Source organism: Pseudescherichia sp., from assembly GCF_031979925.1.
GTDB lineage: Bacteria > Pseudomonadota > Gammaproteobacteria > Enterobacterales > Enterobacteriaceae > Pseudescherichia.
The window spans coordinates 1-14,919 of the sequence record NZ_DALZFB010000001.1; the positions used below are offsets into that span (position 1 = coordinate 1).

6 protein-coding genes and 2 tRNA genes are annotated in these 14,919 nt (G+C 54.2%); 5 read left to right on the forward strand and 3 right to left on the reverse strand.

The genetic code is table 11. The annotated features are described in order from the left end of the window. The 3 genes from RTM13_RS00005 to RTM13_RS00015 form a co-directional block, all read left to right on the forward strand. A partial coding sequence (locus RTM13_RS00005) for a LamG-like jellyroll fold domain-containing protein (RefSeq protein ID WP_409456018.1) occupies window positions 1–1,769 on the forward strand: 1,769 nt, incomplete at its 5' end. Window positions 1,770–1,839: 70 nt separating this feature from the next. Next, on the forward strand, window positions 1,840–6,405 hold the full coding sequence (locus RTM13_RS00010; RefSeq protein ID WP_312209138.1) for a neuraminidase-like domain-containing protein: 4,566 nt from the start codon (window positions 1,840–1,842) through the stop codon (window positions 6,403–6,405). 49 nt (window positions 6,406–6,454) lie between these two features. Then, on the forward strand, window positions 6,455–10,855 hold the full coding sequence (locus RTM13_RS00015) for a SpvB/TcaC N-terminal domain-containing protein (protein ID WP_312209140.1): 4,401 nt from the start codon (window positions 6,455–6,457) through the stop codon (window positions 10,853–10,855). Between the two features lie 36 nt (window positions 10,856–10,891). Here the strand turns inward: RTM13_RS00015 and RTM13_RS00020 are convergent. Further along, window positions 10,892–10,967, reverse strand: a tRNA-Asn gene (locus RTM13_RS00020). Window positions 10,968–11,300: 333 nt separating this feature from the next. Here RTM13_RS00020 and nac point away from each other — a divergent pair. Then, window positions 11,301–12,218: a nitrogen assimilation transcriptional regulator NAC gene (nac, locus tag RTM13_RS00025; RefSeq protein WP_312209142.1), complete on the forward strand. Its 918-nt coding sequence runs from the start codon at window positions 11,301–11,303 to the stop codon at window positions 12,216–12,218. A 100-nt stretch (window positions 12,219–12,318) separates the two neighbouring features. Further along, window positions 12,319–13,269: an HTH-type transcriptional regulator Cbl gene (gene cbl, locus RTM13_RS00030; RefSeq protein ID WP_312209144.1), complete on the forward strand. Its 951-nt coding sequence runs from the start codon at window positions 12,319–12,321 to the stop codon at window positions 13,267–13,269. A gap of 182 nt (window positions 13,270–13,451) precedes the next feature. On the opposite strand, the gene RTM13_RS00035 is transcribed toward cbl, so the two are convergent. Both RTM13_RS00035 and RTM13_RS00040 read right to left on the reverse strand, forming a co-directional pair. Continuing rightward, window positions 13,452–14,504: a hypothetical protein gene (locus RTM13_RS00035; RefSeq protein WP_312209145.1), complete on the reverse strand. Its 1,053-nt coding sequence runs from the start codon at window positions 14,502–14,504 to the stop codon at window positions 13,452–13,454. Between the two features lie 255 nt (window positions 14,505–14,759). Next, window positions 14,760–14,835: transfer RNA gene (locus RTM13_RS00040), tRNA-Asn, on the reverse strand. Window positions 14,836–14,919: the final 84 nt, after the last annotated feature.

The following is a 14,919-nucleotide window of genomic DNA, read 5'->3' on the forward strand; positions in this document are numbered from 1 at the left end:
GACAGCCTGCGGGCGGGGATATTCTTGACCTGCTGATGGCCCTGGACGCGGCGGCAGAGTGGGCGGCTGAGCACAGGCTGTCGTGGGTGAAAAGTTACCTTGCGCTGCAGCCAGAGACGGATGCGCTGGAGGCGACGTCGGTGACGGTGAACTTCGTCAACGGTATCAAACAGCAGCTGCCCGCGGCCCTGCTCAGCGAGCAGAGCTTCAGAGGTGTATCTTTGCCTGAAAGCTCATTCCTGACTATTTACGGTGGCGATAGAACGGTCGACAGCCCGGAAGGCGTTGCACGTGGTATTCAGCTGGATTCAACCCTTAGGCAGTACGGTGTATTGAGCAGCGCGGCAAATACACTCGCTGCTGGGAATAGTAGTTATACCATTGGTATGTGGGTGAAGATGGGATCCGGGGCAAGTGAAAACTTCCCTATTTTAGGTAATTCAGAGAGCTTTAGCTCATCAGTCAAACCCGGCATTAGTGTTATTACTACATTATTCCCTACTAAAAATGATTATCAAATAGGGGCTAGCGTTACAACAGATAAGACTTGGAAGTCTTTACATTTTGAGTCTGGTCTTGAATCACAGGCTGACATATGGCTGTGGCTGGGGGTTGTTACAGATGTTGCACAAAACAGCACAACTTTTTATGTCTGGTCAGAAGACGGTAGCATTAAATCAACAGGCAAGCTTACCTGGAGTGGGTCACTGTTCAGAGAGGATGATAACGTCTGGACTTTGGGCAAGAGCGACGCGATGGGTCTTAGTAATGATGTTAATGCAACCTTAGGCTATGACGATGTCACCCTGTGGGACCGCGTTCTTACCGAAGATGATATCACCAAGATTGTGGCATCCCGAAAACCTGCCAAGCTTATTCGACCTGCCAATCTGTCGAGTAATAGCGATCTTTTCTGCGACCTTATCGATAGCAACGGTTTGGTATTACCCGTCGCAACAGACTATGACGTTATCGCTTCCATGGTCAGTGCGGATCTTGATGTCGCTGAAATTACCTTTGCCTCAGAAGCCGACCGTGAACAAGCCATCAGCACCCTCTCCGGCATCATCAACGAGGCCCGCCTGACCCAGAACGGCATTGCCGACAGCGCCCTGGCGCAGATGTTCAGCACCGCGCAGTCCCTGCCGCCGCTTCTGCTGAGCTGGGCAGGGGACAGCGAATATCGCCTGCTCTCGGACACCCTGGCTCTGAACAACGGCGCGGCGCTCACCGACCCGTCTCAGGTTCCGGCGACCTATCTCACAGACCTCTTTGTCCTCGGCCAGCGTGCGGGCATCAGCACTGCTTTCAGCCTCACACCCGCCACCCTGAGCGCCTTCCTTGCCAACCCGGAGTGGTTCGGCGTGAATGACACCACGCTCACCCTGACGCTGTTCTACCGTCTCAGCCGCTACGGCGACTGGCTGAAAGTGGCGGGTGACGAGGACCGGGTGCTGGCCTACCTCAGCCGAATGAACGGCTCCACGCCGCCGGACGCCACCCAGGCTGCTGAGGCGCTGGCCCTGCTGCTGGACTGGGAGAGCAGCGAGGTGGCGGATGCCACGGCGGCACTTCCCGGCGGGCTGGCAAAAAACGTGACGGACGTGGACTACGTGATGCGCCTGCAGCAGCTCTCAACAGAGACGGGGCTGTCGGTAACGCCGCTGCTGGCAACCGGTGAGCTGGTACCAGGCAGTGTGACTGACACATGGGACGCCTGGCAGTCGGCAGGCGAGTCGCTCGTGGCCGCACAAAGCGGACAACGGTAATAGAAACTTTTTTTCTTTACGGCACACACGGCCGTGCCGCGCTTACCCTCAATTTTAAGGTTGATACATTATGAGCATTGATATCGCAGCATCGCTGAACGAGCGTCAGCGTAACGCCCTGCTATCCTACTATCTGGGGCAGTATATTCCCGCCAGCGGCAATGACGATCTGGTGAGTCTGGTCCAGACGCCGGAAGACGTCTATGAGTACCTGCTAATCGATCCGCTGGTCAGCAATGCTGTACCCACCTCCCGCGTGGCCCAGGCAATGTCGAGTATTCAGCAGTATATCAACGGCATCACTATGAACATGGAGCCGGGTTACCAGACCCAGTTTCTTGACCAGGATAATATCAACAGCTGGAAAAGTGGATTAAGCCAGTATGATATCTGGGCCGGTGAGGTAGAGCTGGATACCTATCCGGAGAACTATATCGATCCGACTCTGCGCCAGAGCCAGACCGCCTATTTTAAGGATCTGATCACCGATCTGAACCAGAACACTATTAACAGCGACACGTCACAACAGGCGGTGATGAACTACCTGAATAAGTTCGAGCAGGTAGCAAACCTGACGATTGTCAGTGGATATCTTGACAGCACCGATCAGACTTCCGGCAAATACTATTTCCTCGGTAAATCCACTACGTCACCGGTGCAGTACTACTGGCGCTCGTTTGATATGGATTTGAACGTCGATAACGTGACCTCTAGCAGCGCCTGGTCGGAATGGTATCCGATGAATACCGCCATTAACGAGGAGGCGTTACAGGGCATCCCCAGACTGACCTATTTTAATAACCGTCTCTATCTATTTTGGTTTGAACGGACAATGGCGGGAAATGTCGGTGAGGGTACTGAAGCGAAACCGTATGATCAAATTACGGCTTACTCTTCCTATTGTGATTTCAGCAATACCTGGTCAGCGCCCTATTTTTTGGCGTCTATTAGTAATGAGGTCATAGTATCAGACCCTAAACAGAATACTTACTGCGGTAAACTGTTTAGTTCAGACAATCTCTGTACTGTCTGTCTCTATGATAAGACCGACGATATGCTTACGGTGTCACTCTATGATGCGGATGAATCGGCCTCTTCCCCCTCACTAAGTGGCTATAGTGATTTTTCGCTGCAGATTGACTACTGGTTTGCAATTGAGCAGATTGATTCAGCAAGCATGGGGACTGAACCCACCCCACTGGCACAGTATCAATATCTCTATATGACGCGTTCAGGCGAGAAAAACAACCCGGAATCCAATAAAGCCCAGATGCGCGTTCAGTCAGCCTATGCATTGGGGCAATTTGCGGTTTCAAGTGTGGTACTGCAAGCCGACAGTGAAAAAAATGATTTTTATGGGCTGGCGTTTATCCCTGCGTTGTTAAAGGAAAATTTCTCAGTAGCCTATAACTCGAATGGGACCCTTTCCCTTAAAGGAAGTATACCTCAGTTATTTAATACTACAACATTCGATACTTATACATATAATGGCCTTTCATTAAGAACAACAGAAGACTCAACCACTTATGTTCCCGGGACTATTAATTTTAATTATAATCCAGGAACAATGTCATACTCTGATGTGATAATGAAGATAGATTTTGTAGACGATTCATTCAATACTTTTAATGCTGTTGAAAGTACTGATGAATTCTTATGGGGTGATTTTTATTTTTCAAGGAAATATCAGATTTCTGTTGGTGAAATTGCTGTAGAGGATTTTTCTTTCGTTGCTATGTCAGATTTATCTAGTGCTGGTAGGATTAGTTTTTATGATACCGATCGCAGGGGTTATAATATAGAAACTAGTCATCCATCTTCTTACGATGACCTTCTATCCTCTCCTTGGGAGTTTGATGTATTTTATGACTCGGCTCCAAATAGCTGGCAGTCTGGCTCAAAAGTATTCAGCACGTCTCAACCAGAGTTTTCAAGAACCGGAAACAGTTGGTCATTCAGCATCTCTGATTTCTCTTCCGATGAAATATCTGGCTCAGAAATTTCACGTTATATCTCCTATGGCTATACCGATGCTCTGGGGAACACAATTAGCCAGGAGTATCTCGTAGACTTAATTCGTGCTACAGAGCTTCCAGTTACACCTTATATTTCAGTGAACATCAATGACACGCTGGGGAAAGCGGTCTACCTTAACTTCACCGATAGCAAATTCAGCGACGGCACAGCCATCTCTCCGATCCGCCTCAATACCCTCTTCGCTAAAGAACTTATCAACAAGGCCAGCGCCAGCATCCAGGCCCTGCTGAACTGGGACACCCAGCTCACCCTCGAACCGGGCATGACCAACGATACCGCCGTCCCGATGGACTTCAGCGGTGCAAACGGCATCTATTTTTGGGAGCTGTTCTTCTATATGCCGTACCTGGTGGCATGGCGTCTGAGTCAGGAGGAGGAGTACAGCGATGCCCTGAGCTGGTACAACTACATCTTCGACCCGGCTGCGCGTGGGCGCGACAACAGCAGCGACATCCGTCAGCAGTACCCGGAGCCGGACTACTGGAGCGTACGCCCGCTGGTGGAGAGCGCCTCGTCCGCCACTCAGGCGACGGTTGCATGGTTAACCACCGATCCGGATGCGCTGGCTAAAGCTTATCCGGTGCACTACCAGAAAGCGGTGTTTATGGCTTATGTCAGCACCCTGATGGCCGCCGCTGACGCCAGCTACCGCCTGCTGACTAATGACGGCCTGAGCCTCGCCCGCCTGCAGTACGGCCAGGTGAAAGACCTGCTCGGCATCCGCCCTGACGCCCTGATTGTTAACCACTGGGCACCGGAAACGCTGGCCGAGCTGGCGGAGAGCGCGGAGAGCAACGTGGCTCTGCTGAGCTATGAGCAGCAGGCCCCGGCGCTGCCGGCTTTCGCCGGACAGCTCAGCGTGGCGGCGGACGTGGCCACCAGCGACAGCTTTATGGCCCCGGTTAACAGCCAGCTGCTGGGCTACTGGAACACGCTGGACTCCCGACTCTACAATCTGCGTCACCAGCTGACCATCGACGGCCTGCCGATGACCGTTCCGCTCTATGCCCCGCCGGTTAACCCGACGGTGCTGATGGAGCAGAGCGTACAGGGTGGCTCCCTGATTAGCGCCTCGTCCGGCATGACGGCGACCATTCCGCCGTACCGTTTCAGCACTATGCTGCAGAGCGCACGCTTTGCTGTCTCCACCCTGAGCCAGTTCGGCCAGACGCTGCTCAGCTACTACGAGCGCAAGGAGGCCGCCGGGTTGCAGGAGCTGGACGCCCAGCTGGCGCTGGATATCTCCGCCTATACCTTGACGCTGGGGCAGAACGCCATCGATGCCCTGGATCAGGATAAAATTGTGCTGGAGGCCAGCCGCAGCATGGCCCAGCAGCGTTACGATCACTACTTCAGCCTCTACAACACCGGCGTCTCGGCAGGGGAGACCAGCGCCATGGCGCTACGCGACAGCGCGTCGGCGGTGATGACCGCCGCTTCGCCGCTGATCACCGCTGGTATGGCAATGAAAACGATCCCTAACATCTTCGGCTTCTCAGACGGTGGCCAGGAGGTCGGTGCACCTACGCTGGCCGCTGGGATCGTGCTCCAGATGTCGGCAGACATTACCGGCCTTGCCGCCCAGCAGACGGAGATGTCAGAGGGCTACCGCCGCCGCAGCGAGGAGTGGCAGATCCAGTTCCAGCAGGCGCAGTCGGAGATCGACACCATTAACGCCCAGCTCGATGCTCTGGCCGTGCGCAGACTGGGGGCAGTGACCTCCCTGCAGCTGGCCCAGGCGCAGCAGGACAACCTGAAGTCGACCCTGAACTTCCTGACCACCCGTTTCACCCAGTCTTCGCTCTATAACTGGCTGACCGGGCAGCTCTCGGCGCTCTACTACCAGGCCTACGACGCGGTGCTTTCCCTCTGCCTGAGCGCTCAGGCTTGCTGGCAGTATGAGATGGGCGACATGACCTCGACCTTTATCCAGACCGGGGCGTGGAACGACAGCTATCACGGCCTGCTGGTGGGCGAGACGCTGGCGCTCAACCTGCAGCAGATGGAGTCCACCTGGCTGACGCGTAACTCGCGCCGTCTGGAGCTGACCAAAACGGTCTCCCTGAAGCAGCTGGATAGCGATGCCTTCACCAGTCTGGTGACGGACGGTGTCACACAGTTCTCGCTTACCGAGTCGCTGTTCGATAACGACTACCCTGGCCACTACCTGCGGCAGATCAAGTACGTGACCGTCTCGCTGCCCGCGCTGGTCGGGCCGTATCAGGACGTGCGGATGACTTTGACCCAGTCCGGTAGCCGCACGCTGCTGAAGGCAGATGTTAACGGCGTGAACTACCTCAACGACAGCACTACGGGTAGCGCCAGCAACATCATCACTAACCTGCGGGCCAGCCAGCAGATCGCCGTCTCGTCCGGTTTGAACGACAGCGGGATGTTCGTGCTGAACTTCGGCGACGAGCGCTACCTGCCGTTTGAAGGCACGGGGGCGATATCTGACTGGCAGCTGAAGTTCCCGAACGTTAAGTCAGCTGAGCAGCAGGCCCTGCTGCAATCCCTGAACGACGTCATTATCCAGGTGCACTACACCGCGCTGTACGGCGGCAGCACCTTTGAACAGGCGGTTAGCGGAACGCTGTAAGAAATAATCCGGGCCGTCTGCGGGCGGCCCGTTTCAGGAGGAATTTTTTATGCAACAACAAAATGCTTTTTCTTCAGCAGTTTCCGTCACGCCACCCTCGCTACCGAAAGGCGGCGGCGCGCTGACAGGGATGGGTGAATCGTTGGGCCAGGCAGGCCCGACGGGGCTGGCCAGCATGGCGCTGCCGCTGCCCATCACCGCCGGGCGTGGTTTTGCTCCCGGCCTGTCGCTCAGCTACAGCAGCGGCGGCGGGAACAGCGTATTCGGCGTGGGCTGGTTCTGCGAAACGATGCGCATTACTCGCCGCACCAGCCACGGCGTGCCGCAGTATGATGAAAACGATGCGTTTCTGGGACCGGACGGCGAGGTGCTGGTGAAGAGCGCCAGCACCACCAGCGAGCCCAATCCGACGACCTGTTCTGCCTACGGCGGCGTTAAATTTTCACAAACCTATTCGGTGACTCGCTACCAGCCGCGCATTGAGGGATCGTTCAGCCGCCTGGAGTACTGGCACGGTGATGATAACGATGATGCTTTCTGGCTGCTGCACGGCAGCGACGGTTCGCTGCACCTGCTCGGCAAAACCTCAGCGGCACGCATTAGCGAGCCACAGAACGCCACGCATACCGCGCAGTGGCTGCTGGAGGAGTCGGTCAGCCCGACCGGGGAGCACGTCTACTACTCATACCTCGCGGAAAACGGCGACGGCGTGGCGGCCAGCGATCGCAGCAGCAGCGCAATGCGCTACCTTAGCCAGGTGCAGTATGGCAATGTCGATCCCGCCCCCGATCTCTACCTCTGGAGCCGGGATCAGCCGGGTGTTGACTGGTACTTCACCCTGGTGTTTGACTATGGCGAGCGCGGGGTCGATCCACAGACGCCGCCTGCCTATATCACCTCAGGGAAATGGCTTGCACGCCAGGATCCTTACTCCCGCTACGACTACGGATTTGAGATCCGCGTGCATCGCCTGTGCCGTCAGGTACTGATGTTTCATCATTTCCCAGATGAGCTGGGAGAGCAGGATACGCTGGTCTCCCGCCTGCTGCTGGAGTATGACGAAAATCCAACCCTGACCCAGTTAACCAGCGCCCGGACGCTGGCTTACGAAGCGGATGGTTACGTGCAGTCGCTGCCGCCGCTGGAGCTGCAGTTCAGTCAGCCTGAGGCAAAGAGCCGTGCCGACTGGCAGCAGATGCCCGCTATGCCAGGGCTGGAGAGCTGGCCCTATGCGCTGGTGGATCTCTACGGTGAAGGGCTGCCGGGGGTGCTGTGCCGCACCGGAAACGAATGGCGCTACCGTGCACCGCAGCGCGGCGAAGAGGGCGGGGATAGCGTCTCCTGGGCCGACTGGCAGGTGCTGCCCAGCGTCCCGGCGATGCAGAGCGATGCTGCCCGGCTGATGGATATCAACGGTGACGGTCAGCTGGATTGGATTGTTGCCCAGCCGGGTATGGCGGGCTTCTTTACCCAACGGCCTGATAAGAGCTGGAGTGGCTTTACGCCATTTAGCGCGCTGCCCACCGAGTTTTTCCATCCGCAGGCGCAGTTTGCTTCTCTGGTTGGCAGCGGTCTGGCCGACCTGGCACTGATCGGGCCACGATCGGTACGCTTTTATGCCAACGAAGGGGAAAGCTTTAGCATCGGCCTCGACGTTGCGCAGGGAGAAGATGTTACGCTGCCGATCCCAGGCCGCAACGCCCGCGAGCTGGTGGTGTTTGCCGACATGCTCGGATCCGGCCAGTCGCATCTCTGCCGCATCCGCTATAGCGAAGTCACCTGCTGGCCTAACCTTGGACACGGTCGGTTTGGCTCGCCGGTGAGCCTGCCGCTGCCCGCTATTGAGAGTCTGGATGAAGATACCTTTAATCCAGAGGATGTGCTGCTGGCGGACACCGATGGTTCGGGCGCGCCGGATATTATCTATATGCAGCACGATCGAGTGCAGATCTGGCTTAACCAGGGCGGGAACAGTTTTGTCGTAGGGGAGCCGATTCTCCTGCCGGAAAACGTCTTCTACGATCGCCTCTGCCAGGTGACCGTCGCCGACGTGCAGGGTAACGGGATGGCAGAGCTGGTGCTCTCTATTCCCTACATGACACCCACCCACTGGCGCTACGTCTTCAACAGCGCCAAGCCCTATCTGCTGAATGGAGTAAATAATAATTTGGGTGCCAGCCATACGCTCTGCTACCGCAGCTCGGCACAGGCGTGGCTGGATGAGAAAGCAGAGAACCCGGATGCGGTGCCCGCGCTGCCTTTCGCTATGCAGCTGCTGGTGAAAACCATTACGCTGGATGAGATCACCGGTAATCAGCTTAGCCAGAGCTGCCGCTATTACCAGGGCGTGTACGACGGGCGCGAGCGTGAGTTCCGTGGCTTTGGCTACGTCGAAACCGAAGACACCAACAGCGATGCCCTGCCAGTGGGGAATGACACCCCGCTTGCCGCCACGCTGCTGAGCAAAACCTGGTACCACTGTGGCCGGGAGAGAGATGAAGCTTCTCTTTACGGCGAGCCGTGGTCAGGAGACAGCGAGGCGGTGGTGCTCAATCCGACCTTACTTACCTCCTGGCAGGATGGACAAGATACGGTGCTGGATACGCCGGACGACGACACCCGCTGGTGGCTCTTTCGGGCGTTGAAAGGCTCAGTGCTGCGCAGTGAAACCTGGGAGAAGGGTGAAAGCCCGGCACCGTACGCCTGTACTCAACAGCGTATGCAGGTCCGTTTGGTACAGGCAGGGGAGGTGCCGATTGTGCTGCCGTTTGGCCTGGAGCAGGTCGCCAGCGGCTATGAGCAGAGGGCGGACGATCCCGTCGTTGTTCAGCAGGTCACTCTGGTACGGGACGACTACGGCACGCCGCTGCAGCAGGTGAGCGTAGCCTATCCCCGCCGGGCGCAGCATCCGCTCTCTCCCTATCCCAATAATATGCCTGCCGATGCCTGGGATAACACCTACGACGAGCAGCAGCAGAAGCTGCGGCTGACGGAGAGTCTGGCATCCGTTATCCATCTTACCGATCCGCAGGGCTGGCGGCTGGGATTGCCGGATACCAGCCGCAGCAACCAGCTAGTATATGACCGCATACCCGCAGGCGGTATTAGCTATGAGACGTTGAGCGATCCGAATGGGTTGCTGGCAGATAGTCAAACGCGCTATCTGAACGGGCAGAGCGAGGTGATCTATGTCACCACGCCGCCGAACCTGCTGGCGTTGGTGGATCATCAGCGGACCGCCGTACTGGACAGCACCGCCCTCAAAGCCTATGACGGAATTGATATTCCGTCTGAGTACGCATGGGACAAGCTCGGCTACGTCTCCATGTCCGACGATGCGGCCAATCCGCTCTGGGGAACGGAACATAGCTTTACCTTGTTCACCGATGATAAAGGTAACTATCTGCCGTTCTATCTACCGCGCGGCAGCCAGTCAACGAAGCGCGTTACAGCCGTTAACTATCAATATGACCGCTACGCGCTTTGCGTGATCGGACAGAGCGACACTCGAAACAGCACTTCGGCTGCCTATGACTACCGTTTCCTAACGCCCTGGCAGACGACCGATATCAACGCCAATATTCAGGAGGTGCAGCTCAATGCGCTCGGGCAGGCCAGAGGCGGCAGCGTGTATGGCACCGAAAACGGTGGGCAGAAGGTCGGGTTCGGCATGGTGTCTGATTATGCCGTCGATCCGGCCCTGAGCGTGCAGGAAGCTATCGACGCGGCGACCGCGCCGGGCTATCTCCAGCAGCTGGCCACCATCAGCGTAAGCAATATGTTTAGCTGGATGGGAACGGTCACCGAGAGCACGGCAAATGCAGCAGCGGCAGGGGGCTGGTCTTCACTTCTGGCTAATCGGTTCATCACCTTTGACGGACATATCCGTCCGGCGGGTCGCCAGTGGGCGCAGGAGAACGCCAACGATCCGCTGGCGACGCTGCTGGCAGAGAGCGAACAGGTTCCGGTTCATAGCGCGGTGCTGACGGCGGATAACTACCCGGATACCGTCGATCCTGACGATGCCACGAAGCGGCTCCAGCAGACGGCTATTGGCGTGGCCTACAGCGATGGCTTTGGTCGTGCTCTCCAGCAGTGCGCGCTGGTGCCGGATGGAAAAGCCTGGCATCGTGACGAGGATGGCGAGGTGGATATCACCGAGGTCGATGCCGCGCCCCGCTGGGCAATCTCTGGCCGGGTTGAGTATGACAATAAGGGACAGGTGGTACGCAGCTACCAGCCTTATTTCCTCGATAGCTGGTTGTACGCTAGCGATGCTTCGATGCGGACTCAGGGTTACAGCGATACTTTGTACTACGATGCGCTGGGACGCAATATCCGCACGGTCACCGCGAAAGGCTACCTACGACGTAATACATGGTACTCGTGGTTTACGGTGGCGGAGGATGAGAACGACACCGCAGGATTACCAGAGGAGATTAACCAATAAAGCAAAAATCCCGCTAAAAAGCGGGCTTCTTAAATTTGGCTCCTCTGACTGGACTCGAACCAGTGACATACGGATTAACAGTCCGCCGTTCTACCGACTGAACTACAGAGGAATCGTGTGAACGGGGCGAATATTAGCGGCGGAAGATCCGCTTGTCAAAGCCTGAGTTAAGCTGTGGCGATCGTTTGCGGAGTTTTGCAGCAATCTGCTTGAATCATCAGCAAAAACGATGACGTATGCACCATATGAGTGCAAAACTACCCCTTATGGGGCAGGATAACCAGGCCGATCTCCGTAGTGACAACGGGTAAGGTAATCAGAAACTCTTATAATCCAGCCTGTTAGATAATATCAAAATGACCTTTTAAAAACTGGCAAGCATCTTGCAACTCCTCCGACAAGACACTTACACGCACCAACCTACGCGTTTAGTTCCGGAGGCAAAATGAACTTAAGACGGCTGAAGTATTTCGTAAAAATCGTCGATATCGGTAGCCTGACCCAGGCTGCGGAAGTCTTACATATCGCGCAGCCTGCGCTGAGCCAGCAGGTGGCTACGCTTGAGGGAGAGATGGATCAGCAGCTGTTGATTCGTACCAAGCGTGGTGTGACGCCGACCGAAGCCGGAAAAATTCTTTATACTCACGCACGCACCATTCTACGCCAGTGTGAACAGGCCCAGCTGGCGGTCAATAACGTTGGCCAGACTCTGCGCGGGCAGGTTGCGATTGGCCTTGCACCCGGGACGGCGGCATCGTCCATCACCATGCCTCTGTTACAGGCCGTGCGCAACGAGTTACCGGACGTCATGGTTTATCTGCACGAAAACAGCGGGACCGATCTCAACGATAAGCTACTAGGTGGCCAGCTGGATATGGCCGTGCTTTACGAACGCGCACCGGCGGCCGGGATCGCCAGCCAGCCGCTGTTGAAAGAGGATCTCTTTCTGGTGGGTACCCGGGATTGCCCGGGGCAGAGCGTCGATCTGACCGCCGTGGCGGAGATGAATCTTTTCCTGCCCCGTGACTATAGTGCGGTCCGCCTGCGAGTCGACGAAGCCTTCTCCCTGCGTCGCCTGACGGCAAAAATCATTGGTGAGATTGAGTCCATTACCACCTTAACCGCAGCGATTGCCAGCGGGATGGGCGTTACGGTACTGCCTGAATCCGCTGCGCGCTCCCTGTGCAGTGCGGCAAACGGCTGGATGGCCCGCATTACAGCCCCCTCTATGAGCCTGCCGCTCTCGCTGAATACGTCTGCCCATGGGTCACTATCGCCGCAGGCGCAGGCTGTCAAAGATATTCTTATGTCGTTGGTTAGCCGCCCAACTCTGGAGAACCGCGAGCTGCTACTGGTTGGCTAGAGTTATTCCATAATGGAATAAGATGCTGGTTTTTATTATTTGTCCTGCCAGGCCTCAGACTTTAACAATAGCGATATGTCTGATGGCTCTGGAGGGTAGGATGAATTTCCAGCAACTAAAAATAATTCGGGAAGCGGCGCGCCGGGACTATAACCTGACGGAAGTCGCCAATATGCTCTATACGTCGCAGTCCGGCGTTAGCCGCCATATTCGTGAGCTGGAAGAGGAGCTGGGAATTGAGATCTTCATTCGCAGGGGAAAACGCCTGCTGGGTATGACTGAGCCAGGCAAAGCCCTGCTTGTCATTGCCGAACGCATCCTCAATGAGGCGAGCAACGTCCGTCGGCTTGCCGATCTCTTTACCAACGACACCTCCGGAGTCTTAACCGTAGCCACCACCCATACTCAGGCACGTTACAGCCTGCCACCGGTAATTAAATCCTTCCGCACGCTCTTTCCCGAGGTTCGGCTTGAATTGATCCAGGGGACGCCGCAGGAAATTGAGTCACTGCTGCATAACGGCGGAGCAGATATCGGTATTGCCAGTGAACGTCTAAGTAACGATCCGGCGCTGGTGGCCTTTCCCTGGTTCCGATGGCATCACAGCCTGCTGATTCCGCAGGATCATCCGCTCGCCAGCGCCTCTCCGCTCACGCTGGAAGAGATTAGCCGCTGGCCATTGATTACCTACCGACAGGGTATTACCGGCCGATCGCGTATCGATGAAGCCTTTGGTCGCAAGGGACTTATCCCGGACGTTGTGCTGAGCGCACAGGATTCTGATGTGATCAGAACCTACGTTGAGCTGGGCCTGGGGGTGGGTATTGTTGCCGAACAGTCAGGCAGCGAGCAGGAGACCGGGACGCTTATTCGTCTCGAAACCCGCCATCTGTTTGACGCCAACACCGTCTGGCTGGGCCTCAAGCGTGGCCAGCTGCAACGCAACTATGTCTGGCGCTTTATCGAACTGTGCAATGCGGGCCTTTCTGTGGAGGATATCAAACGCCAGGTGATGGAGCCAGATGAGATCGCGTTGGATTACCAGATCTAATGATATAAAAAACCCGGCGATCCTGAGGGGATACCGGGTTAATCTGTTCACCAGCAACATTTAATTTTATCAGGCTGATTTTGTCCGGCTATAAATGTAATGGTAATCGTAGGTCAGAATTAAAGGTAGATAATGGTCAGGTTTTAGCTATTACTCAATATAACCATAGATGCTTTAAACTTTCAATAAGGTATAGGTCCAAGGTAAGGCCTTAAAATAGCAATTGACTTAACTACAGAAGTTGAATGCAATGATGCTTCATGAAGTGTTGTACTGAAATCCACCATATCATTACATAACTCCTTTTTATTGTTACTTGGCATTTTATCTAATAAGTTCTGATCCTTTTGGTAGACAGGGAGATTTATGACCATATTTTCAGTGTCTTCACAGTTACTGTTGCCAAAATCATTTTTAAGCATAAAGTCGACCGTGTGTGAAAGTAACCTTATGGAATTAGTGTAGTCGATTAATGATGAATTATTTAGGTAATCAATGTATTGATACAATCCAGAAATCAAAGCAATTGAAGGGACTTTTATAACGGAATTGGCAAATTGAATGCTGCGCCACTGCTTTAATAGCTTACCAACCCGGTTTATCATTGTTCTTTTATGAGAGTTTGTGCTGAACACCGTGTCAAACCTGGAGTATAAAGATAACCTCTCTGATAAGTTCCATGCTGAGGTCATATCATCGATGCCAACGTTCATCTCTGAACAACGATTGGTTACAAAGCAGACGTCGGTTGATTCTTTTAACTCATTAAAAAATGCCACATCAATGTCAACGCCATTTCCGGCAATATTTATTACTGGATATTTTAATGTATAGGTGTATGTATCTCCCAAAACTGACTTAAATGCGTCCAGGGCTTCTTGTTTTAATGTGAAGGCGTTTAGATTTTTTTGGGATTCGCCATCGTTATATTTATATACGAAACCTATGTCGAGGTCAGAATTTCCTTTCAGCGCCATCCCGTATGCTAAACTACCTTGGGTCTCTTCATCGATGCCTGTAAAATCACCATGCTTTCCCCAGTATTTTTCAGATGTCAGTATGTTTATTGTCCGGGAGTAGAGATCTCTACCCTCATTAATCAGAATTTCTTGATCCTGGGGGGATAACGAAATCTGTGTATCGTATATCTCCATATTAACTTCTGGAACATAAGCTTGTACACTACCGCAGAAAATGATACCAGGAATTAAAAATAGCTGTGCATATTTTTTCATCTTTAGTGCCTCTCGTTGAGATAAGTGAATTTCTGTTTTTTTTATATTTCATCTCAGATAGAGCGGACAAAGATACTCATTTAGCTTCAGAATGCATCAATTTTGGAACACATCTTCTACATAAGATGGCCAATATTTTTATATTATGAAAATAAGAAGGTTTGCCGGGAACGGTACAATCGATATGCAGCTAAGCGGGGTTATTTACTATTAAAAGAGTATAAAGACAGGCTAAGAAGGATAGAAACAAGAATTTGGCTCCTCTGACTGGACTCGAACCAGTGACATACGGATTAACAGTCCGCCGTTCTACCGACTGAACTACAGAGGAATCGTGTGAACGAGGCGCATATTACTGGCCTCGATTTTTTGTGTCAACAGTAAAATTAACGCGCTGATTTAACTGGTTAATTAA

What these genes read in the sequence shown, in the direction of transcription:
- cbl (WP_312209144.1), top strand. Translation starts at nt 12,319, where the DNA reads ATGAATTTCCAGCAACTAAAAATAATTCGGGAAGCGGCGCGCCGGGAC.
- RTM13_RS00015 (WP_312209140.1), top strand. Translation starts at nt 6,455, where the DNA reads ATGCAACAACAAAATGCTTTTTCTTCAGCAGTTTCCGTCACGCCACCC.
- nac (WP_312209142.1), top strand. Translation starts at nt 11,301, where the DNA reads ATGAACTTAAGACGGCTGAAGTATTTCGTAAAAATCGTCGATATCGGT.
- RTM13_RS00010 (WP_312209138.1), top strand. Translation starts at nt 1,840, where the DNA reads ATGAGCATTGATATCGCAGCATCGCTGAACGAGCGTCAGCGTAACGCC.
- RTM13_RS00035 (WP_312209145.1), bottom strand. Translation starts at nt 14,504, where the DNA reads ATGAAAAAATATGCACAGCTATTTTTAATTCCTGGTATCATTTTCTGC.